Source organism: Candidatus Binatia bacterium (genome assembly GCA_036563615.1).
Taxonomy (GTDB): Bacteria; Desulfobacterota; Binatia; order UBA12015; family UBA12015; genus DATCMB01.
The window spans coordinates 161,553-183,127 of sequence record DATCMB010000013.1; the positions used below are offsets into that span (position 1 = coordinate 161,553).

Sequence of the window (21,575 nt, forward strand, 5' to 3'; positions counted from 1 at the left end):
CTGGTCTCGAATGAGAAGCTCAGTATCCCATCTCCCGCAGACGTTTGTCCGAGAAGCCGAAGTGGTGACCGATCTCGTGGACCAGGGTTCGCCGGATCTCACGCCGCAGGTGGTACTCGTCGGCGTACTCGTCGGTCAGCGGGAGATAATAGATCGTTATATGGTCGGGCAAGGCGCAGTGGCTCGCGCCGCGCTCGTCGAGCGGGACGCCGTGGTAGAGGCCGAACAGCGTGTCGACCTCCGGATCGAGGCCGACGCTCCGGATCGTCTCCTCGTCGGGCTCGTCCTCGACCACGACCGCGACGTTGTCGAGCAGCGCTGCGATGTCGCGCGGCAGCGAGTCCATCGCCTCCGCGACCAGCTCCCGGAAGCGGTCACGAGACACGCGCTTGGGCCGCTGCATGTCGAGGACTTAGCATCGCGCAGCGGCAGAGCGCCAAAATCTCGACAGGGGCGCCACCAAACGACCCGCTCCGGCACGTGTGGACGACGGAAAATCACGGGTCCCGCGTGGCACCTCGCTTGCTGAACCCCGGCGCAGCTCCCGGGGTGGGCGATTGGGCGGATGTGAGGGGCCGCTCGGGTGCGACCGAGACGGGCGGCAGAGAGGGTTCTGCGAGAGGACGAGGTGGTCGTGGTGACGCGGAACGCAGACTCCTCTCTGCCAACTGTCCGGGTTTCGAGCCCCCCGCAAGCGACCACGCAGCGGACATAGCGTCACGCGAGCGCGCGCGAGCCGCGCGCCCGGAGCTGCCGCGCCGCGCGTCAGTCCGTCGCTCTCGGGACTGAGGCGAGCGTCCACGGCACGTCGCAAAGCTCCACGGCTGCGACGAGCGCGCACGACGCTCGCAGACCCGCGCTTCGCGTCCGACGTTTTGCCGGTGCGGGCGCTCTCGTCTATGGCGCCGCCATGCCTGCAACGACGAGCAACCAGCGGCGCGTCCGCTTCGGCATCCAGACGCCCCAGGAGGGCGCGTCCTACGCGGCGATCGCCGCGCATTGGAAGGAGGCCGAGCGCCTCGGCTACGACACCGTCTGGCTCGACGACCACTTCTACGGCGTCGTGACCCCGCCGGGCGCCGACCAGCTCGAGTCCTGGGTGACGATGGCGGCGCTCGCGCGCGAGACCAGCACGATCCGCTTCGGCACGCTGGTCGGCTGCAACTCGTACCGCAACCCCGCGCTGGTCGCGAAGATGGCGGCGAGCCTCGACCAGATCTCCGGCGGTCGTCTGGAGTTCGGCCTCGGCGCCGGCTGGTACGAGCAGGAGTACGTCGGCTACGGCTACGAGTTCCCGCCGATCAAGCAGCGTCTCGAGCAGCTCGGCGAGGCGCTCGAGATCTGCGTGCGCATGTGGACCGAGGACCGCGCGTCGTTCACCGGCAAGCACTACCGGATCGAGCAGGCGTACAACCGCCCGCAGCCCGTGCAGAAGCCGCACCCGCCGATCGTCATCGGCGGCGGCGGCGAGAAAGTGCTGCTGCGGCTCGTCGCCCGCTACGCGTCGGTGTGGAACATGAGCGGCTCGCCCGCGGAGATGCAGCACAAGATGCAGGTGCTCGATCGCCACTGCGCCGACCTCGGACGCGACCCGAGCGAGATCGAGCGCAGCTGGTTCGGTCCGCTGCTGATCGACGACGATCCCGAGCGTCTTGCGCGCCGGCTCGCGAAGCGCTCCGCCAACACCGGCGAGGCCGCGCAGACGATCGACAGCCGCATGATCGCCGGCACGCCCGAGCAGGTCATCGCGCGCATCCGCGAGTACGTCGCGATCGGCGTCACGCACTTCATCGCGATGTTCGGGCGCGTCGACGATCTGCGCTCGACGCGGCTCTTCGCCGAGAAGGTGATCCCGGCGTTCCGCTGATCTGCGCTCGACCCGCGGAGCTCAGCCGACGGGCAGCTTCGCGATCAGGTGGCGGACGAGCGGCGGCTCCGTGCCGATGTGGAAGGCGCGCGCGCGCTCGCTGACGTCGCGGTCGGTCATCGTCATGCGCTCGTGCTGGCGGAGGTGCTCGAGCCAGGACTCGACGAGGAACGACTCCATGTAGATCCCCGGGCGCGCCGCGTCCGCGAACACCGCCCAGCGCGCGGCGCCGCCGCGACGTCGCATGCGACGCACGATCTGCATCGTGCGCAGGAACTCGTCCGCGCGCGCGGGATCGATCTGGTACTCGATCGTCACCAGCACTGGACCCTCGTCGTACTCGGCGGCCTGCATCACCTCGGGCGGCGGCCAGGCGATCGACGGCGTCAAGTCGATGTGCGCGGTGTCGCGCAGCCGCAGACGCAGGCTGACGAGCATCGCGAGGAACAAGCCGCCGCCCGCGACCTGCAGCGCCAGCGCGCTGCCGAGGCGGTCGGCGACCACGCCCCACAGCGCGCTGCCGAGCGCGAGCCCGCCCTGCAGCACGAGCAGGTGGAGCGCGAGCGCACGCGCGCGCACCCACGACGGCGCGACCGACTGCGTCTCGACGTTGAGGCTCGAGAGCGGCGACATCCACGCGAGCCCGCACGCGATCAGCAACACGCACGCGACCGGGTACGACGGTACGAAGCCGAGCAGCACGAGCGCCGCGGAGAAGGCGATGCTCGCGATGTCGACGATGCGATCGGTCGAGAGGCGATGGCGCACGCGCGGCAGCGTGAACGCACCCAGCACCGCGCCGACGCCGATCGCGCCGAGCAGTCCGCCGTAGCCCGCCGCGTCCTCGCCCATGCGGTGACGCGCGAGCACCGGCAGCAGCGCCCACAGCGAGCTCGTGAACAGCACGTACATCCCGACGCGGAGCAGGATGCGCTTCAGCGCCGGCGAGTGGCGCATGAAGCGAAGACCCGCGCGGATCGCGCCGAAGACGTGCTCGCGCGGCAGCGTCGTCGCCATCGGCTCGCGGTGCCAGCGGAACAGCACCCACAGCACGCCGACGTAGGACGCGGCGTTGAGCAGGAACACCGCGCCCGCGCCCGCGAACGACACCAGCACGCCGCCGACCGCGGGACCGATGGCGCGCGCGAGATTCAGCGACGCCGAGCTCAGCGCGACCGCCGCCGGCAGCTCGCTGCGCGGCACGAGCTCGAGCGTGATCGCGAGCCAGGCGGGCGCGGTCAGCGCGCTACCGACGCCGAGCGCGAAGGTGAGCCCGAGGAGCAGCCAGGGATCCTCGTAGCCCTGCAGCGTCAGCACGCCGAGCGTCGCCGCGGAGAGCAGCATCCACGTCTGGCTCGCGAGCAGCAGCCGGCGGCGATCGACCATGTCGGCGAGCGCGCCCGCCGGCAGCGCGAGGAAGACGAGCGGCAGGCTCGCCGCGGTCTGCACGAGCGCCGCCATCACCGGCGCCGGCGTGAGCGAGGTCATCAGCCACACCGCGGCGACGCTCTGCATCCACGTGCCGACGTTCGACGCCAGCGACGCGAACCACAGCGAGCGGAAGAGCGCGCGTCCGAGCGGCGCCCAGGGCGACGCGGCGGCAGTGGGCTCGGTCGGCAGCGATGGGGCTTCCGCGTTGCGCGCGATCGTCATCGGCGAAGGGTGCGAGGCTGGGCAGCGCCCGTCGTTCGAGCGTAGCGGATGTCGGCGCCGACGCCCATGCCCCGGGACGTCGCGCGGCGCCTCGCCGTCGGGCGACGCGCACGATCGCTGGGGCCACAAGGCAAAAATCGAGCGGACGGATGGCGCAGCGGCGGCGCGCGCGAGGCGGGCTTTACATCGCGCCGTCGCAAGGGGAAACTCGCGGCGGCCCGCTTCGCGAGGAAGAAGCAGCCGTGGAGCTCCCGCACATCAGCACGCCGCGCGACGCGGTATCCCCTCGATGACCGTTCCCTTGCAGACGACGCGGCCGGACGCGCACCTCGCCGTGCCGCGCCTCGACGCGGCGTGGCTCGGAGCGCGCGCGCTCGCGCGCCTGCGTGCCGTCCTCGCGCCGGCGAACCGGTCGCTGTTCGTCGAGCTCGTGCGGATCGGCTTCAAGGTCGCCGACCACAACACGATCGCGGGCGCCTTGTGGAGCCTGGTTGCGCCGTTCGTGATGCTGGTCGCGCTCTACCTCGTGTTCCGCAACCGCTTCGGCGAGGAGCTGCGCGCCTACCCGCTCTACCTCCTGCTCGGCATCGCGTTCGTCAATTACTTCGTCACCGCGACGCGCTACGTGATCGTCGTCCTGCACACGAACCGCGCGCTGCTGCTCAACACCACCGTGCCGCGCGAGACCGTGATCCTCGCCCAGGTCGCGTTCCACGGCTACAAGCTGCTCGTCGAGCTCGTGCTGTGCACGCTGCTCGCGGCCTACTACGGCACGTTCACCTGGACGGGACTCGCCGGCGCGATTCCGCTCGTGCTCGGCTTCGTCGCGCTCGTCACCGGCGTCGGCATGCTGGGCGCCGTCGTGCACAGCTTCGCGCGCGACATCGACCACATCTGGACGCTGGTGTCGCGGCTGCTGCTCTTCGTCACGCCGGTGTTCTACGGCCTCGACAGCCTGTCGCCGCTCGCGCGCTTTCTCGTCTACTGGCTGAACCCGCTGACGCCGTTCCTGGTCGCGCTGCGCGGCTTGCTCATCGGTCCGCCCGCGCACCCCGCGGTCTATGCGCACGCGATGGGGATCGGGGTCGGCGTTCTGCTGCTCGGCTACGTGGCGTACCTCTTCGTCGAAGGCGCTGCGCTGGAGCGGACGTGAGCGAGATCTGCGTCCGCGTCGAGCACGTGGGCAAGCGCTTTCTCGTCCCGCGCACGCAACGGACCGCGCTGCGTGCGCTGCGCGCGCTGCTGCGCGGTGAGGGGCTGCGCGACGAGCTCTGGGTGCTGCGCGACGTGAGCTTCGAGATCGCGGCCGGCACCTGCACGGCGCTGATCGGGCGCAACGGCTCGGGCAAGACGACGCTGCTGCGGATGTTGTCGGGCATCATCGAGCCCAGCACCGGGACGCTCGACGTGCGCTTCAGGCCGCGACCGCTGTTCAGCACGTCGGTCGGCTTCGTCAGCGAGCTGTCGGTCGCGGACAACGTGTACTTCTTCGGCGCCATCCACGGCATGACGCGCGCCGAGCTCGCGCCGCGCCACGCGGAGATCGTGCGCCGCGCGGGGATCGAGCATCTGACGCACGCGCCGCTCAAGGATCTGTCGCTCGGGCAGGTGCAGCGCCTCGCGCTCAGCGTCTTCTCCGAAACGCCGGACCGCTTCCTGATCTTCGACGAGGTGCTGGGCAACGTCGACCGCGCCTGGGCGCGCCGCGCCGACCGCTACTTCCGCGACCTCATCGACTCGGGCCGCACCGTCGTCATGACGTCGCACGACCCCGAGCTGCTGCGCGCGTACTGCGCCCGCGCGATCTGGATCGACGCGGGACGCGTGCGCGCGGACGGGCCGTTCGAGGAGGTCATGCGCGAGTACGAGCGCGAGTGCGACGCCGAGGAATCGCTCGGCATCGCGAGCCGCAAGGACGTCGCCGAGCCGCCGGCCGCCTGAGCGCGAGCGCGCTCCAGCGGGCGCGCCATCACGTGCTCGGGAGTGCGGCGCATCATCGCCGAACGCGTTGCGAAACGCGCTCGATGCGTCGCTGCGCATTGTCGCGCGACGTGAACGGCTCTTGCTTGTTTCACTCCTACGATGCTCGCATCCGGGAACGACCGACGTCGTCCGTCAACGTGGGCGCGAGCTCACGGGCACGACACCGCGCGCCGTCCATCGGTGATCTTCGGACACGCGAATACACATCGAGGCACGTCGTCAACACTGATTGACGCGCGACTGCCGCGATGATGACCCAGATCCCATTCGACCTTTCAGCCTTCGCACGCGCGCACGGCTACGAGCAGGTGACGTGTCCTGACTGCGACGGGACGCCCAGCGACACACCGTGTCCGAACTGCGGCGGCAGCGGACGGCTGTGGACGAGCCCGCGCGGCTCGCTGTCGGACACCGGCCTCGCCCGCCTGCGCGAGATCCTCGAAACAGGGCGCTGACGAAACGACAGCTCGACCGACGCTTGACGCGTGAGCCGGGTCACACGTGCGCTCGGCTCTGACGCTCGGCGTGCGTGCATCGCACGCCATCGCGAGCCCGACGTCGAGTGCGCTAGGGATCGACGGCGCGCGCTCGGCGACCGTCGCGCTCGGGTCGTGCTGGGGTCGTGCTGGGATCGCGCTCAGTCCGACCAGGCGCGGTCCGGGGGGTCGACGCCGTACAGGTGGCCGCGTTTTCCCACAGCACTTTGCGCTGCACCTCGGACGGGTGCGCGCCGTAGGCGGCGTCGATCTTCTCGCGCACGTTGCCGTACAGGCAGACCGGGTGCGGGTAGTCGGTCTCGAACAGCACGTTGTCGACCCCCACGACGTCGAGCACACGCTGTGGCGCGACCTCCTCGAAGAAGGCGCACACCGAGACTTGACGGTGGAAGTACTCGCTCGGGCGCAGCTCGTACTCCGGCCGCTCGGTCGCGACGCGCGAGTAGCCGAAGCCGTAGTCGAGCGATTCGAGCATGAACAACACCCAGCCCATGCCGCTCTCGACCGACACGAAGCGAACCGTCGGATGGCGCGGCAGCACTCCCGACATCAGCAGGTCGGTGAGCTGGATCGCGTTCTTGAAGAACAGCGTCGTGGTCGAGCGCACGACCGTCGGACCGACGCCGTGCGCGGCGAGACGCTCGATCGCGAACTCGTCGCTGAAGTTCGCCGAGCCGAGGTGCAAGCTCACCGGCAGCCCGGTCTCCTCCGCCGCGTGCCACAGCGGATCCCAGTGACGGTCGCCGAGGTACGGCAGGCGGTACGCCTGCGGCTCGCCGGTGAACAGGATCGCCCTGTGCCCGAGCGCGGCGCAGCGGCGAACTTCGGCGGCCGCTGCGTCGACGTCCCAGAACGGCGTCGCCATCACCGGGATGAAGCGGCGGCGGTCGGCGGCGCACCACTCGATCAGCCAGTCGTTGTAGGCGCGCACGCACTCGAGCATGAGCGCCGGATCCTCGAGACCGAGGAAGCTCTCGTTCCCGAAGCCGCCGATGTTCGGGTAGATCGCGCACGCCCAGATGCCGACCTCGTCGAGGTAGGCGAGCCGGGCGCGCGCGTCGTAGGCGGCCGCGGGCACCTCGTCCATGTTGCGCGGCGCCGCAGGAAACGGCTCCGGCCAGCCGGCGACCGCGGTATGGCCGACCGGCACGACGCGCTCGGTGCGGCCGAAGCGCCAGTGGTCGACGCCGTGCTCGTCACGCACCAAGTGGGGCACACGATCACCCCACTTGCGCGACACGCGGGTGGTCCATACGTCGCCGGGCTCGGTGACGTGCGTGTCGCAGTCGATCACCCAATCGCCGACGTGCGCCATGCGACCACGCTTTTCGCCAACGTCGCGGACGGGTCAACCCGGATCCGGTCGAAGCCTAAACAAAGCGCCCGAACGAGCCGAATTCGGGCAAATATGGACGGAGCTTCGTACGCCAAAGCTCGTACGACGAACGCACGAAGGTTGTTGCTTCGACCTCGAATCCATAAGCGTAGTTGGACAGGACTCCGTGCGAGCATCGGAAGCTCGCACGTTCAGCGAGGAAGGCGACGTATGCCGCGTGGTCGGAAGAGGGACTTCTTGGGATCGGTTCGCGCACAGGCCGCGAAGGTCGTGCAGCAGCTCGAGCGTCGCATCGAGCAGCTGCAGGCGGAGATCGCCGAAATGCGGGCGCAGGCGGATTCCTGGCGCCAGGTGTTCGGCGGTAGCGCGCCGCGCCGCGGGCGCCCGCCGGGCCGCACGAGCGGACGTTCGGGCGGCAAGCGTCTCGATTGGAACGAGGTCCTTCGCTTCGTGCCCAAGCGCTTCGGCGTCGAGGACGTGATGAAGCACCCGGGCGCCGCCGCGAAGGGACGCGCTCAGGTCTACCCCGCCCTGAACCGCTGGGAGAACGCGAAGCTCATCCGCCGGGTCGGCAAGGGCGTGTACGAGAAGGTCGAGGAGGGCGGCGAGCAGCGCGAGCCGCGCGCGAAGCGTGGCGCCGGCAAGAAGCGCTCGGTCGCGCGCCGACCGCGGGCCGGCAAGAAGGCCGCCGCGGCGCGCAAGAAGGCCGACGAGACCGCCGAGAGCGCTTGACGACCGACGCGCGACCGGCGCGGCGCGGAAGCGAAGCTTTTGCAGCGCCGGTCGCGCGACTTGAAAAGTCGGGAAGCCGCGCTCGCGTCGAAAGGCGCGACGCGCGACCGCGCGCCGGTGTCCGCTCGCGTCCGAGGGCGTCGTCGCGTCTGGCACGTCGACTGCTGCCGCTTCGGGCGTGACCAGCACCAACCGACGGCTCGTGACCGCGGGGCTCGCCGCCGCGGGGCTGTACACGGCGCGACGGCTCTTCCTCGCGCCGCGACGCTTCGACTTCCGCGGAGCGGCGACGCTCGTCACCGGCGGCTCGCGCGGGCTCGGTCTGGTGCTCGCGCGCGAGCTCGGCGCGCGCGGCGCGCGCGTCGCGATCTGCGCGCGCGACCGCGACGAGCTCGAGCGCGCCGAGCAGGATCTCGCCGGGCGCGGCTACGAGGTCCTCGCCCTGCCCTGCGACGTCACCGACCGCGAGCAGGTCGACGACATGATCGCGCGCGTCCTCACCGCCTGGGGACGCCTCGACGTGCTGATCAACAACGCGGGCGAGATCGAGGTCGGCCCGCTCGAGGAGATGACGCTCGAGGACTTCGAGCATCAGCTCGCGATCCACTTCTGGGCGCACCTCTACACGACGCTCGCGGTGCTGCCCGAGATGCAGCGGCGACGTCGCGGACGGATCGTCAACGTCACCTCGATCGGCGGCAAGCTGAGCGTGCCGCACCTCGCGCCGTACAGCGCGGCGAAGCACGCGAGCGTCGGGCTCTCGCGCGCGCTGCGGATCGAGCTCGCGCGATACGGCATCGTCGTGACCACCGTCGCGCCCGGACTGATGCGCACCGGCAGCCCGGTGCACGCCGACTTCAAGGGCCAGCACCGCAAGGAGTACGCGTGGTTCAGCATCGGCGACTCGCTGCCGCTGCTCACGACGAGCGCCGAGAGCGCCGCGCGTCAGATCCTGCGCGCGTGCCGGCGCGGTGATGCCGAGGTCGTGCTGACGCTGCCCGCGAAGATCGCGGCGGTGTCGCAGTCGCTGTTTCCCGGCTTGACGAGTGACGTGCTGTCGCTGGTCAACCGCCTGCTGCCCGGTCCGGGCGGCATCGGACGCGCGCGCGCCGAGGGACGCGAGAGCCAGTCCGCGCTCTCGCCGTCGCTGCTCACCGCGCTCGGCGACGCGGCCGCAGCGCGCAACAACCAGTAGGGCAGCGCTGCGCGCCACGCGGAGGCCGCGCGCCTACGGTGTGCCCCAACGGCGCGCGCGCGAGAGCACGACGGACCGCCCTCGCGCCGCGCGCGCCGACCGGCTGCGACTCACCCCAGCACGGACTTCACGAACTCGACCTGCCTCCGGTGCGCCGCCTGCGCGAGCTTGCACGGGAACGCGTTGAAGGCGTGGATGCCGCCGGGGAAGATCGCGAGCTCCGCGCGATTGCCCGCGGCGAGCCAGCGTCCGTGCATGAACAGGCTGTCGTCGAGCAGCGGGTCGAGCGTGCCGACGGTGAACAGCGCGGGCGGCATCCCACGCAAATCGGCACGGAGCGGCGACACGTCCGGATCGGCGCGCCGCTCGCGCGGCACGAACTGGTCGGTGAACCACTCGATGATCGGCGTGTTGAGGATGAGGTTGCGCTCGCCCCAGTTGCGCACGCTCGGCGTGAACGTCAGGTCGTACGCGCCGTAGACCAGGTTCGCGCCGACGAAGCCCGTCGCACCGCGACGGTCGCGCAGCCGCAGCAGCGTCACCGCCGAGAGGTGCGCGCCCGCCGACTCGCCGCCGATCAGCAGCCGATCGCTGCCGAGCTCGGCGCGCGCGTGCTCGAGCAGCCAGAGCGCCGCCGCCTCGCAGTCGTCCGGACCGGCCGGATACGGATGCTCGGGCGCGAGCCGGTACTCGACGCTCACCACCGCGAGCTCGCAGTCGTCGGCGAGCGCCAGCAGCAGCGGGTCCTGATGGTGCGCGCCGCCGAGCGTCCAGCCGCCGCCGTGGATGTGGAAGTAGACGCCGCGCGGCTCGTTGCGCGCAAAGACGCGCAGCTTGAGCGGTCCCGCGGGACCTCGGATCTCACGCTCGGTCGCGAGCGGTGAGAGCTGCAGCGGCGGGAACGGTCCCTTGCCCTCCTCGCGCTCGCGCCGCACCTCCACCGGGTCGCGCGTGTTCAGCGGCGGAAACGCGGCGAGCGTCTGCTCGATCAGGTCGTTGAGCTGCCGCGTCTCCTCGTCGATCGAGGCCGGATCGAAGGCCGCGGGCGAAAGGGCGTACCACATCTGGTTCGTCGTCATATCGGCTCCGAGCGTGTATCACGTTCCCCGATCTCACGGAGGAGGAACCCGGCCGGTGTCGGGCGCGGTCTTCAAAACCGACTGAGCCCCTTACGTGGGGGCTGGATGGTTCGACTCCATCCCTCCTCCGCCATGGCGCACGCGCCTTGCGCTTGACTTTTTCGTCGCGCGGGCGGCTAAAGGCTGCGCGGCGATGGTCCGCCGGAAGAAGTGCAGCATGCCACCGCCGCGACACCTCCGGCACCGGCTCGTCCCGGCGCTGTGCTGCCTCGCCCTCGCGCTCGGCGGCTGCATGATCGGGCCGGACTTCGTGCGTCCGGACGCGCCGCTCGCGGACGGCTGGATCGAGAGCGGCGACCCGGGCATCGACGCGAGCCGCGTCGACTACGCGGACTGGTGGCAGGTGTTCGACGATCCGGTCCTCACCCGCCTCATCGGAACCGCATACAGACAAAATTTGACCTTGCGAATGGCGGGGGTGCGCGTGCTCGAAGCGCGCGCCCGCCTCGGGCTCGCGATCGGCGAGCTCTACCCGCAGCAGCAGGCGCTCACCGCGGCCACGACCTACAACAAGATCCCGCTCGCCGTCCCCTACGACCTGATCAACGACACCTTCTGGCAGAGCGCGCTCGGCGCGCAGGCCGGCTGGGAGGTCGACCTCTGGGGCAAGATCCGGCGCGGCGTGCAGTCGGCCGACGACTCGTTCCTCGCCTCGGTCGCGGCCTACGACGACGTGCTCGTCACCCTGCTCGGCGACGTCGCCAGCACCTACGTGCAGATCCGCACGCTCGAGAAGCGGCTCGCGATCGCGCACGAGAACGTCGATCGCCAGCGCCAGGCGCTGCGCATCGCGACCAACCGCTGGCGCGGCGGCGTGGTCTCGAAGCGCGACGTCTACCAGGCGGAGAACGTGCTCGGCGCCACCGAGGCCGCGATCCCGGCCTTCGCGCAGGAGCTTCGTCAAGCCAAGAACGCGCTGGCGGTGCTGCTCGGCGTGCCGCCCGGCGAGGCCGACGCGCTTCTCGAGGGCGGAAACGGCATTCCGGTCGCTCCCGCGCAGGCGGCGGTCGGCATCCCGGCCGAGCTGTTGCGACGGCGGCCCGACATCCGACAGGCCGAGCTCACCGCGGCGGCCCAGTCGGCGCAGATCGGCGTCGCCAAGGCGGACCTGCTGCCCGCGTTCCGCCTGGTCGGCAACGTCGCGACGGTGTCGTCGGACATCGGCCGCGGCAGCCTCGGCGACCTCTTCACCGGCAAGAGCCTCGCCTACACGGCCGGGCCGACGGTGCAGTGGAACGTGCTGAACTACGGCCAGATCACGAACCAGGTCCGCGTCCAGGACGCGCGCCTGCAGGAGCTGCTGATCGCCTACCAGAACCAGGTCCTCGAGGCGCAGGAGGAGGTCGAGAACGGCCTCACGGTGTTCCTCGAGTCGCAACGTCAAGCACAAGCGCTGCAGCGCTCCGCCGACGCCGCGCTCGGCGCGCTCACCGTCGCGATCAACGAGTACAAGGAAGGCACCGCCGACTTCACCACGGTCCTCACGGCCGAGCAGAACCTGTTCAAGGCGCAGGACGATCTCGCACAGGCGCAGGGCGCGATCCCACTCGGCCTGATCGCGACCTATCGCGCGCTCGGCGGCGGCTGGCAGATTCGCGAGGGCGAGCCGTTCGTGCCGCAGGAGACGCGCGACGAGATGGCCGAGCGCACGAACTGGGGAACGCTCTTGACGCCGGAGCTGCTCGCGCCCGAGGCGCCGGGGCTGCCGGGTCTAGAAGACGAGCGTCCGCCGGTCGGGCTGCCCGAGTGGTAGCGCCGGAAGGCAACGACGAGCGAGAACGAGAATGACGTCATCGAAATCGAGGCTGCACACGGCCCGCCGTCGCGCGCGCGTGATGCGAGCGTGCTCGACGCGCGCCGGCGGCGCCGTCGTCGCGCTGCTGCTCGCGTGCGCGAGCGCCGGCTGCGGCGCGAAGGACGAGACGCCGCCCGCCGCGCCACCGAGCGTCACGGTCGCCCAGCCGAGCACCGAGCCCGTGACGCGGACGCTCGAGTTCACCGGCAACACCGCGGCGAGCAGCTCCGTGACGCTGGTCGCGCGCGTCGAGGGCTTCCTCGAGAAGATCCACTTCCAGGACGGCGCGATGGTGAAGCAAGGCGACCTGCTCTTCACCATCCAGCAGGACCAGTACCGGGCGCAGCTCGAGCAGGCGCAGGCGCAGGTCGCGGCGCAGAAGGCCGCGCTGGTGCACGCCGAGACCGAGCTCAAGCGCTACGCGAACCTCGTCAAGGAAGACTCCGCGCCGGAGACGCAGGTCGATCGCTGGCGCTACGAGCGCGACTCGGCCGCAGCGGCGCTCGCCGCCGCGCAAGCGCAGCTCGAGCTCGCGCGCCTCAACCTCTCCTACACCGAGGTGCGCGCGCCGTTCGACGGGCGCGTCGGACGTCACCTCGTCGACGCGGGCAATCTCGTCGGCGGCATCGGACAGCCGACGAGCCTCGCGCAGATCGACCACACCGACCCGCTCTACGTCTACTTCACGATCGACGAGCACGACGTGCTCGCGATCCGCGCGCAGCACGCGTCGGAGGAGCCCGGCACGCTCTCCCAGAAGAAGATCCCGGCGGAGTTCGGCACGCTCGACGACGACGGCTTCCCGCACCAGGGCTACCTCGACTTCGCCTCGCTCGGCGTCGCGCCGACCACGGGCACGCTGCAGGTCCGCGGCATCTTCCCGAACCCGGGGACGAAGGTGCTGCCCGGGCTGTTCGTGCGCGTGCGCATCCCGGTCGGCGCGCCGCAGGACGCGCTCGTGATCCCCGGCGAGGCGATCGGCTTCGACCAGCAGGGCGAGTACGTGCTGGTGGTCGGCGAGGACGACGTCGTCGCGCGGCGTCGCATCGTGACCGGCATGCAGGTCGGCGAGCGCTTCGTCGTCGAGAGCGGGCTCGCGCCGACCGACCGCGTGATCGTCGAGGGGCTGTCGCGCGCGGTGCCGGGGCGCAAGGTGACGCCGGTCACGACGTCCGCGTCCGGCGCGTCCTCCGACGCGCCGAAGCCGTCCGCCTAGCGAGTCGCCGCGATGTCGCGCTTCTTCATCGAGCGGCCGATCCTCGCGAACGTCATCGCCATCGTGACGATCCTGCTCGGCGCGGTGTGCCTGCTGTCGCTGCCGGTGTCGGAGTACCCCGACATCGTGCCGCCGACGATCCAGGTGTCGACCAACTATCCGGGCGCGAGCGCAGAGGTGGTCGCGACCACGGTCGGCATCCCGATCGAGCAAGCGGTGAACGGCGTCGAGAACTCGATCTACCTCGAGTCGACCAGCGGCAGCGACGGCAGCTACACGCTGACCGTCACCTTCGCGATCGGCACCGACCTCGATACGTCCCTCGCGCTCGTGCAGAACGCGGCCAACAGCGCGCTCGCGGCCCTGCCGCAGGCGGTGCAGGCGCAGGGCCTCAACGTCCGCAAGGTGAGCACCAACATCCTGCTCATCGAGAGCCTGTACTCGGACGACGATCGCTACGACGCGACCTTCCTCAGCAACTACGCGATCATCAACCTGCAGAATCCGATCGCGCGCCTACCCGGCGTCGGTCAAGTACAGATCCTCGGCGCCGGTCCGTACTCGATGCGCATCTGGCTCGACCCGCAGAAGCTCGAAGCCTTCGGGCTCACGGTCGCCGACGTGCAGAACGCGATCCAGAGCCAGAACGTGCAGGTCGCGGCGGGGCAGCTCGGCGGTCCGCCGGTGTCGTCGGATCAGGTGTTCCAGTTCACCGTCAGCACGCTCGGACGCCTGTCCGACGTGACGGAGTTCGAGAACATCATCGTCACCTCGAAGGCACCGTCGACGCAGGCGTCGCAGATCGAGTCGGCGCGCGACACCTCACCGAGCGCGCGCATCGTGCGCGTCAAGGACGTCGCGCGCGTCGAGCTCGGACAGCAGGTGTTCTCGATCTTCTCCGGGCTGTCGGGCAAGACGGCCGCGCACCTCGCGATCTTCGCGCTGCCGGGCGCGAACGCGCTCGACGTCGCCGCCGACACCAAGGCGCTGATGGCGAAGCTCGCGGAGAGCTTCCCCGAGGGGCTGAAGTACACCTCGCTCTACGACACGACGCTGTTCATCGAGCAGTCGATCGACGGCGTCTACCAGACGCTGCTGGCAGCCGGCGTGCTGGTGCTGATCGTCATCCTGGTCTTCCTGCAGAACCTGCGCGCGACGCTCGTGCCCGCGACGACCGTGCCGGTGACGATCATCGGCGCCTTCGCGGCGATGGCGCTGCTCGGCTTCACCGTCAATCTGATGACGCTCTTCGCGCTGATCCTCGCGATCGGCATCGTGGTCGACGACGCGATCGTCATCGTCGAGAACGCGTCGCACCACATCGAGCGCGGGCTCACGCCGAAGGACGCGGCGATCCAGGCGATGAAGGAGCTCACCGGTCCGGTGTTCGGCATCACGCTGGTGCTGACCGCGGTGTTCCTGCCCGCGTCCTTCCTGCCCGGGATCACGGGACAGATGTTCCGCCAGTTCGCGCTCGTCATCGCGGCGACGGCGATCATCAGCGCCATGAACGCGCTGACGCTCAAGCCGACGCAGTGCGCGCTCTACCTGAAGCCGATCCCGAAGGATCATCGCCCGAACGCCTTCTACCGCGGCTTCAACCGCGTCTACGAAGCCGTCGAGGCGCGCTACGTCGCGATCGTGCGCTGGATGGTGCGGCGTCCGGGCACGATGGTCGCGGCGTTCTTCGCGCTCGTCGGCACGGCGGGCGCGCTGTTCGCGCTCTATCCGACGTCGCTCATGCCGCTCGAGGACCAGGGCTACTGCATCGTCGTCGCGCAGCTGCCGGAGGGCTCGGCGCAGCCGCGCGTGCGCGCGCTCGCGAAGGACGTCGACCGCGCGCTCGAGGGCACGCCGGGCGTGAAGGGCTGGGTGTCGATCGGTGGATACTCTGCGCTCGACTCCGCGAAGCGCGCCAACTACCTCACGACCTTCGTCGTCTACGAGAACTGGGACCAGCGTCCCGCGGGCGTCACGCAGGCGAGCATCATGGCCGACCTGCAGAGGCGCCTCGGCGACGTGCGTCGAGCGAGCTTCGCGGTGCTGCCGCCCTCGCCGATCCCCGGCCTCGGCGCGGCGTTCGGCTTCCAGATGATGGTCGAGGACCGCGGCGGCGCCGGTCTGCACGAGCTCGAGAAGGTCGTGCAGGACCTGCTCACGACCGCGGAGGACGAGCCCGGCTTCCTGCGCACCGGCTTCACGACGTTCAGCGCGTCGAGCCCGCAGGTCTACCTCGACGTCGACCGGACGATGGCCGAGTCGCTCGGCGTGCCGGTCAACGAGGTCTTCCAGACGCTGCAGACCTACCTCGGCTCGACCTACGTCAATCAATTCAACAAGTTCAACCAGAGCTTCCAGGTGCGCGTGCAGGCCGACGCCGACTACCGGCGCAGCATCCGCGACGTCGGACGGCTCTACGTCGCGAACCAGAGCCGGCAGATGGTGCCGCTCGGCGCCCTGCTCGAGGTGCGACGGACGCTCGGCTCGGAGCTGGTCACACGCTACGACCTCTACCCCGCGGCGACGCTGATCGGCGTCCCGAACCCCGTCAAGTACAGCTCCGGGCAGGCGATGGAGAAGATGGAGCAGCTCGCATCGCGCGTGCTGCCGGCGGGGATGGCGTACGAGTGGAGCGGGCTCTCCTACCAGGAGCAGCTCGTCGGCGGTCAGATGTACCTGATCTTCGCGCTGTCGATCGTGCTCGTCTTCCTGGTGCTCGCGGCGCAGTACGAGAGCTGGTCCGATCCGCTGGTCGTCGTGCTGGTGGTGCCGATGGCGATCGTCGGCGTGCTGGTAGCGCTCTTCGTCCGCCGCTTCCCAGTCGACCTGTACACGCAGATCGGCCTCGTGCTGATCATCGCGCTCGCCGCGAAGAACGCGATCCTGATCGTCGAGTACGCGCGCGAGCTGCGCGCCGAGGGCATGGACGGCGTCGAGGCCGCGGTCGAGGCGACGCGGCGGCGCTTCCGCCCGATCCTGATGACGTCGATCGCGTTCATCCTGGGCGTCGTGCCGCTCCTGACCGCGAGCGGCGCGGGCGCGGCGAGCCAGCAGGCGATCGGCACGGTGGTGTTCGGCGGCATGCTCGCGTCGACGCTGCTCGCGATCCCGTTCGTGCCGGTGTTCTACGTCGCGGTGCACGCGGTCGCGGACCGGCGCTCGACGCCGGCGCCCGTGCCGGCGGAAGCCACGGCGCGTCGACCGTAGCGACGTTCGTGCCGCCCGGGCGTCGCCGGCCACCGCGCCGCGTACGTCGTGGGAGCGACCACCACGCCTCGCACGGCGCGAGGTGCAAGCTCGACATTGCGCCGCAGCGCATGACGGACGTTGCACCCGACGATCGTCGCTCGCGCGGCGTCCGACGCCGGTCGGCGCGCGGCGACCGATGGCAACGCACCTCCAGTCGCACGGACGCGTAGATGCTTGACGCGACGGCCCTCGTCCTGCCGTCGCCGAGCCGGTAGAGACGCGAGGCGTGTACGCGTCGCGACCGCCCGCCCCTCCACGAGCAGGCGGAGCGCTCTCCCCTGCTCGCCAGCGCGATGCGCCCGTCACGCCGGACGCCGGAGCCGCTCGCCACCGGCCGCACGCGTTTCGCGATCAATCCGGCGTCCATACCACCTTTTGCGATTGACTTACCGTCCGCACCTGCCGCATGACGCCTACATGAAGCCTGCGATCCTCGCGGTGGACGACGAGCGTGCGATCTGCATCGCGATCCAGCGACTCCTCGCGAGTAGCGGCTACGAGGCCGACACCGCGAGCTCGCGCGACGAGGCGATCGCGAAGCTCGCGCGCGGGACCTACCACCTGGTCATCACCGACCTCGACCTGAAGCAGCCCGACGACGGCGTGGAGCTGCTTCGCCACGTCAAGCAAACCGCGCCGGACACGTCGGTCATCATGATCACGGCGCACGGCAACGAGCGAAGGGCCGTCGAAGCCATGAAGCTCGGCGCGGCCGATTACGTCCCGAAGCCGTTCGACGACGAAGCGCTCCTGACCAAGGTGCAGCGCGAGCTCGAGCGCGTCGCCGAGCGTCGCGAGACGCGCCTTCTGCGCGAGCAGGTCGCCGGCACGTACCGCTTCGAGAGCCTGGTGGGAAAGAGCCCGGCGATGCAGCGCGTGTTCGACGTCATCCGCAAGGTCGCGGACAGCGACTTGACGGTGCTCATCCGCGGTCCGAGCGGCACCGGCAAGGAGCTGGTCGCGAACGCGATCCACTACAACAGCCCGCGGCGCGCCAGGCCGCTCGTCAAGGTGAACTGCGCGGCGTTCTCGCGCGAGCTGGTCGAGAGCGAGCTCTTCGGCCACGAGCGCGGCGCCTTCACCGGCGCCACCTCGGCGCGCGAGGGCAAGCTCGAGGTCGCCGACGGCGGCACGCTGTTCCTCGACGAGATCGGCGACCTGGCCTCCGAAACGCAGGCGAAGATCTTGCGCGTCCTGCAGGAGAAGGAGTTCGAGCGCGTCGGCGGCAACCGCACGATCGAGGTCGACGTGCGCATCATCGCCGCCACCAACCAGGACCTCGAGGCCAAGGTGCGCGACGGCAGCTTCCGCAAGGACCTGTTCGACCGCCTGAACGTCGTCCCGATCGTGCTGCCGGCGCTGCGCGAGCGCGAGGGCGACCTGCCGCTGCTCATCGAGCACTTCCTCGACGAGGCGGCGAGCCGCCTCGGCCGCCCGCGCAAGCAGGTGTCGCCGGCGGCGATGCGCGCGCTGCTCGCGCACGAGTGGAAGGGCAACGTCCGCGAGCTCGAGCACGCGATCGAGCAGGCGGTGGTGCTCGCGTCAGGGGACGAGATCACGCTCGAGGACCTGCCGGTCACGCTGCGCCTCCACGGCGAGCGCGCCTTCGCGGCGGGTGCGGGCTCGGGAGCGGTCGGCGCCAGCTCGAGCGTCGTCGCGCCCGCGCGGCCGATCAGCTTCCGCGAGGCGAAGCAGCGCGTGGTCGAGAGCTTCGAGCGCCAGTTCCTCGAGGACGCGCTCGCCCGCCACGGCGGCAACATCTCGAAGGCGGCCGACGACATCGGCATGTACCGCCAGCAGCTGCAGGACAAGCTGAAGGACCTCGGCATCGACGCCGCGGCGTTCAAGGCCCGCGCCCGCTGACACCGACCGCCCGCCGAGACCGCGCCGCTGCGCCTTGGCGGTTGCGTAGCCCGCGTCCGCCGCTCTAGATTGCGCGCGCCCGCCGGACCCGCGACCGGACGCGAGCCGGCGGCCAAACCCGACGAAGCCCGGACCCAGCGTGCCCCAGACTCCTGTCAGCCGACGGCCGATCACGACGCCCGCGTGCGTCCTCGCGCTGCTCCTCGTCGCCGGTCTCGCGCACGAGGCGCGGGCGAGCGACTGCACGGAAGCGGCGCCGACCAACGCCTGCATCGCGGGCGGCGGCTCGCCCAAGACCGACTGCCCGCTCGAGCTGCGGCTCGCGGGCGAGCTCGAGCGCGACCGGCGCGGAATGCCGCGCAACCGCGCCGTCTGCTTCGAGGGCGATCCGCGCTGCGACGTCGACCCCGACCTCGACAACGCGTCCTGCACGGTCGCGCTGTCTCTCTGCATCAACAACGCCGACCCGCGGCTCGCGTGCACGCCGTCCGCGGTGACCGCCTTCGAGCTGCGCAAGCCGAACCCGGAGAAGCCGCGGGATGCGGCCGACGCGGCCGCCGTGCAGGCGCTCGAGGGCGCCGCGGCGGAGGGCTTCGGCCTGACCGTCACCCGGCGCGGCAAGCTCTGGCGCGCCGGGACGCCGAACGCCACGCCCGATCTGTGCGGAGCGCCGGTCGAGCTGGCGGTGCCGCTGCGCGTGTCGCGCACCGGCCGCGCGTCGAAAGCCCGCCGCAGCTTCGCGCTCCAGGTCGTGACCGCGACCGGCGTCGTCGACCGCGACACCCTGAGCGTCGAGTGCCGGCCGAGCACCTGCGGCAACGGCCGGATCGAGCGCCACGAGCAGTGCGACGACGGCAACCGGGAGAACGGCGACGGCTGCGACCAGGGCTGCCAGCTCGGGGACGGGCCGACGCCGTCGCCGACGCCGAGCCCCACACCGACCGCGCCGCCGACGCCGTCGCCGACGCCAACCCAGACTCCGACGCCGAGCCCGACGCCCACCCCGTCGCCGACGCCGACACCCACTCCGTCGCCGACGCCGACGCCCACGCCGAGCCCGACGCCCACGCCGAGCCCGAGCCCGACGCCGTCACCGACGCCGCCGGCGTTCACGATCGACGTCACCGCGTACCGCCCGCAGACCGAAGCGTACGGCGCGCCGTTCGCGCGTCGCGCCGTGCCCGACGCCGAGGAGATGGAGCCGGGCGCCGGCATCCGGCTCAACACCGACGACGACAACGGCAACGGCCTCGCCGACGCCACCGAGACCGGGGTCGCGAACGAGAACGACCTCGTCGAGCTCACGCTGCAGGTCTCACCGGTTCCCGTGCCGGCGGGCTGGGAGTATGCGGTGGTGCGCAGCGCGCCGCACGTCAATGTATGGCTTGACGCCGGCAAGACGTTCCCGGTGCTGACGACGAACGACGAGCGGGTTCTGACGCTGAGCACGGCGACCCTGTCGCTGTGGGTCGAGAGCGTCGCGCAGCAGCCGGCGACGGTTCGGCTCGTTGCGCGGCCTGCGGGCGGCGGACCGGCGGTGGCCTCGGATGAGGCGCTGTTCCGTCCGTTCACCAGCATCGTGATCGCGCTCGGTGGCGAGAACCAGACGCCGAGCGACCCGCCCAACTCCGGCTACGGCATCTTCAACGTCGCGCGCGACCTCTACACGATGGGTTACGACGTGCACATGTACGACGAGGACGACGTCAGCGGCTCGGGCGCCGGTCCGGCGTACGACGAAGTGGTGCGGGCGGTGTCGCAGCGCGGGATCGGCATCGTGTCGATCTTCGGCTACAGCCACGGGGGCGGCTCGACGCACGACCTCGCGCAGCGTCTGGTGAACAACGCCGGCAGCATCGGCACGTTCACCATCCCCTTCACCGCCTACATCGACGCGATCCAGAACAACTCGGACCTGAACCCCTTTGCCGAGCGTCGCCTGCCGCCCGGCACGCAGTACCACGTCAACTACTACCAGCGTGAAGACTTCTTCATCCGCGGCGACTCGGTGCCGGGATCGAACGTCGACGTGAACGTGAACACGACCCCGTGGGGAGCGGGCATCGAGCACAGCGGCATCGACGACCTGGCGAACGTGCGCAACGGCATCCGCGACGCGCTGGTGCAGAGGGTGCCGCGATGAAGCGCACGCGTCGCTGGATGCTGCTGGTCGGCGCGCTCGCCGCAGTGCTCGCGTGCGGCGATCCGGCGCGTGCGGCAGGTTTCGAGCGCGACGCCGCGCTGCAGGCGCGCATCGCGGCCGTCGCCCAGGCGCGCAGCGAGGAACAGCTCGCGACGGCGCTCGCCGAGCTCGGCGCCGCGGACCGCACGAAGCTCGTGCCGCAGCTCGCGCTCTTCCTGCTCGAAGCCGAGGGCGAGCGCGCGGGCATGGCGCCCGCGGTGATCGTCAGCCGCCTCGGCATCTCGGACGGCGAGATCCTGCGCGCCGTCGAGCCGCAGCTCGACGCGGCCGATCCGGCGCTGCGCGCCCAGCTCGAGAACCTGCTCGATGCGGTCGCGCTCGACGAGATGCGTGCGCTGCTCGCCGAGCGCGACGCGCCGACGTCGGTCGGGCTCGTCCGCTACCTCTATCGGCGCGCGCCGCGCGAGGCGGTGGACGTGGTGCGCGCGCGCGACGCTTCGCTCGCGACGACCAGCAGCGCACGCAACGGCGACGCGAACGACGCACACGACGACGGCGCACAGGACGACGCAATGCTCGCCGTCGTCGAGGAGGCGCGTCGCGCTCTCGCCGCGGGCACGCTCGACGACGCGACTCGAGCGCAGGCCTCGAATGCGCTCGAGACGCTGTCGCGGGCGCGCGACTGGCGTCTGCGTGCCTACGCCGCCGCGATCGTCGCCGAGCAGCCGCAGCTCACGGACGACGCCGCAGAGCTGCGCAGCCGTCTCGCCGCGGATCACGACGCGCGCGTGCGCGCGGTCGTGGGCGACGCGGCGCGAGCACGCTAGCCCGCCGCCGCGTCAAGAAAACACGACGGCGCACGAGGCGATCGCCCCGTGCGCCGTCTAGGTGCCTTCAGAGTAGAGTA

General features: G+C 70.8%; 16 protein-coding genes and 1 tRNA gene. 13 read left to right on the forward strand and 4 right to left on the reverse strand.

The features are described from left to right. Window positions 1–19 precede the first annotated feature (19 nt). Window positions 20–403: a metallopeptidase family protein gene (locus tag VIS07_10395; protein ID HEY8515910.1), complete on the reverse strand. Its 384-nt coding sequence runs from the start codon at window positions 401–403 to the stop codon at window positions 20–22. Between the two features lie 507 nt (window positions 404–910). On the opposite strand from VIS07_10395, the gene VIS07_10400 reads away from it, so the two are divergent. Beyond that, window positions 911–1,867: an LLM class F420-dependent oxidoreductase gene (locus VIS07_10400; GenBank protein ID HEY8515911.1), complete on the forward strand. Its 957-nt coding sequence runs from the start codon at window positions 911–913 to the stop codon at window positions 1,865–1,867. A 21-nt stretch (window positions 1,868–1,888) separates the two neighbouring features. Here the strand turns inward: VIS07_10400 and VIS07_10405 are convergent, their stop codons facing one another. Then, entirely contained in the window at window positions 1,889–3,520 is a 1,632-nt protein-coding gene (locus VIS07_10405; GenBank protein ID HEY8515912.1) for an MFS transporter, read from the reverse strand. 289 nt (window positions 3,521–3,809) lie between these two features. Here VIS07_10405 and VIS07_10410 point away from each other — a divergent pair, with 289 nt between their 5' ends. The 3 genes from VIS07_10410 (at window position 3,810) to VIS07_10420 (ending at window position 5,958) form a co-directional block, all read left to right on the forward strand. Further along, window positions 3,810–4,673, forward strand: coding sequence for an ABC transporter permease (locus VIS07_10410; protein ID HEY8515913.1), 864 nt, complete (start codon window positions 3,810–3,812; stop codon window positions 4,671–4,673). Next, window positions 4,670–5,461: an ATP-binding cassette domain-containing protein gene (locus tag VIS07_10415; GenBank protein HEY8515914.1), complete on the forward strand. Its 792-nt coding sequence runs from the start codon at window positions 4,670–4,672 to the stop codon at window positions 5,459–5,461. The genes VIS07_10410 and VIS07_10415 overlap by 4 nt, the downstream gene beginning before the upstream one ends. Before the next feature lie 293 nt (window positions 5,462–5,754). Then, window positions 5,755–5,958, forward strand: coding sequence for a hypothetical protein (locus VIS07_10420; GenBank protein ID HEY8515915.1), 204 nt, complete (start codon window positions 5,755–5,757; stop codon window positions 5,956–5,958). Between the two features lie 112 nt (window positions 5,959–6,070). On the opposite strand, the gene VIS07_10425 is transcribed toward VIS07_10420, so the two are convergent. Next, window positions 6,071–7,315, reverse strand: coding sequence for an amidohydrolase family protein (locus VIS07_10425; protein HEY8515916.1), 1,245 nt, complete (start codon window positions 7,313–7,315; stop codon window positions 6,071–6,073). 258 nt (window positions 7,316–7,573) lie between these two features. Between VIS07_10425 and VIS07_10430 the strand changes: the two genes are divergently transcribed. Further along, window positions 7,574–8,068: a hypothetical protein gene (locus VIS07_10430; protein ID HEY8515917.1), complete on the forward strand. Its 495-nt coding sequence runs from the start codon at window positions 7,574–7,576 to the stop codon at window positions 8,066–8,068. 178 nt (window positions 8,069–8,246) lie between these two features. Next, window positions 8,247–9,263 carry an SDR family oxidoreductase gene (locus tag VIS07_10435; protein HEY8515918.1) on the forward strand — a complete coding sequence of 339 codons (1,017 nt, stop codon included), beginning with the start codon at window positions 8,247–8,249 and terminating at the stop codon, window positions 9,261–9,263. A 110-nt stretch (window positions 9,264–9,373) separates the two neighbouring features. On the opposite strand, the gene VIS07_10440 is transcribed toward VIS07_10435, so the two are convergent. After that, complete coding sequence (locus tag VIS07_10440) at window positions 9,374–10,342, reverse strand: alpha/beta hydrolase (GenBank protein HEY8515919.1); 969 nt, start codon at window positions 10,340–10,342, stop codon at window positions 9,374–9,376. A 37-nt stretch (window positions 10,343–10,379) separates the two neighbouring features. Between VIS07_10440 and VIS07_10445 the strand changes: the two genes are divergently transcribed. The 7 genes from VIS07_10445 (at window position 10,380) to VIS07_10475 (ending at window position 21,495) form a co-directional block, all read left to right on the forward strand. Continuing rightward, window positions 10,380–10,475, forward strand: a tRNA-Sec gene (locus VIS07_10445). An 84-nt stretch (window positions 10,476–10,559) separates the two neighbouring features. After that, window positions 10,560–12,155, forward strand: coding sequence for an efflux transporter outer membrane subunit (locus VIS07_10450; protein ID HEY8515920.1), 1,596 nt, complete (start codon window positions 10,560–10,562; stop codon window positions 12,153–12,155). Between the two features lie 82 nt (window positions 12,156–12,237). Continuing rightward, window positions 12,238–13,413, forward strand: a complete 1,176-nt coding sequence (locus VIS07_10455; GenBank protein HEY8515921.1) for an efflux RND transporter periplasmic adaptor subunit — start codon at window positions 12,238–12,240, stop codon at window positions 13,411–13,413. 12 nt (window positions 13,414–13,425) lie between these two features. Beyond that, on the forward strand, window positions 13,426–16,620 hold the full coding sequence (locus tag VIS07_10460) for an efflux RND transporter permease subunit (protein ID HEY8515922.1): 3,195 nt from the start codon (window positions 13,426–13,428) through the stop codon (window positions 16,618–16,620). A gap of 459 nt (window positions 16,621–17,079) precedes the next feature. Then, window positions 17,080–18,525 (forward strand): sigma-54 dependent transcriptional regulator, encoded by a 1,446-nt coding sequence (locus VIS07_10465; GenBank protein HEY8515923.1) that lies wholly within the window; start codon window positions 17,080–17,082, stop codon window positions 18,523–18,525. Between the two features lie 139 nt (window positions 18,526–18,664). Next, window positions 18,665–20,668, forward strand: coding sequence for a myxococcus cysteine-rich repeat containing protein (locus tag VIS07_10470; GenBank protein HEY8515924.1), 2,004 nt, complete (start codon window positions 18,665–18,667; stop codon window positions 20,666–20,668). Next, window positions 20,665–21,495, forward strand: a complete 831-nt coding sequence (locus VIS07_10475) for a hypothetical protein (GenBank protein ID HEY8515925.1) — start codon at window positions 20,665–20,667, stop codon at window positions 21,493–21,495. Before VIS07_10470 ends, VIS07_10475 begins: the two co-directional genes overlap by 4 nt. Window positions 21,496–21,575 lie beyond the last annotated feature (80 nt).

Excerpts from the sequence above, each read along its gene's own strand:
- VIS07_10410 (HEY8515913.1), top strand. The coding sequence starts at position 3,810 with ATGACCGTTCCCTTGCAGACGACGCGGCCGGACGCGCACCTCGCCGTG.
- VIS07_10450 (HEY8515920.1), top strand. The coding sequence starts at position 10,560 with ATGCCACCGCCGCGACACCTCCGGCACCGGCTCGTCCCGGCGCTGTGC.
- VIS07_10455 (HEY8515921.1), top strand. The coding sequence starts at position 12,238 with ATGCGAGCGTGCTCGACGCGCGCCGGCGGCGCCGTCGTCGCGCTGCTG.
- VIS07_10475 (HEY8515925.1), top strand. The coding sequence starts at position 20,665 with ATGAAGCGCACGCGTCGCTGGATGCTGCTGGTCGGCGCGCTCGCCGCA.
- VIS07_10395 (HEY8515910.1), bottom strand. The coding sequence starts at position 403 with ATGCAGCGGCCCAAGCGCGTGTCTCGTGACCGCTTCCGGGAGCTGGTC.
- VIS07_10440 (HEY8515919.1), bottom strand. The coding sequence starts at position 10,342 with ATGACGACGAACCAGATGTGGTACGCCCTTTCGCCCGCGGCCTTCGAT.
- VIS07_10465 (HEY8515923.1), top strand. The coding sequence starts at position 17,080 with ATGAAGCCTGCGATCCTCGCGGTGGACGACGAGCGTGCGATCTGCATC.
- VIS07_10460 (HEY8515922.1), top strand. The coding sequence starts at position 13,426 with ATGTCGCGCTTCTTCATCGAGCGGCCGATCCTCGCGAACGTCATCGCC.
- VIS07_10420 (HEY8515915.1), top strand. The coding sequence starts at position 5,755 with ATGACCCAGATCCCATTCGACCTTTCAGCCTTCGCACGCGCGCACGGC.
- VIS07_10425 (HEY8515916.1), bottom strand. The coding sequence starts at position 7,315 with ATGGCGCACGTCGGCGATTGGGTGATCGACTGCGACACGCACGTCACC.
- VIS07_10400 (HEY8515911.1), top strand. The coding sequence starts at position 911 with ATGCCTGCAACGACGAGCAACCAGCGGCGCGTCCGCTTCGGCATCCAG.
- VIS07_10405 (HEY8515912.1), bottom strand. The coding sequence starts at position 3,520 with ATGACGATCGCGCGCAACGCGGAAGCCCCATCGCTGCCGACCGAGCCC.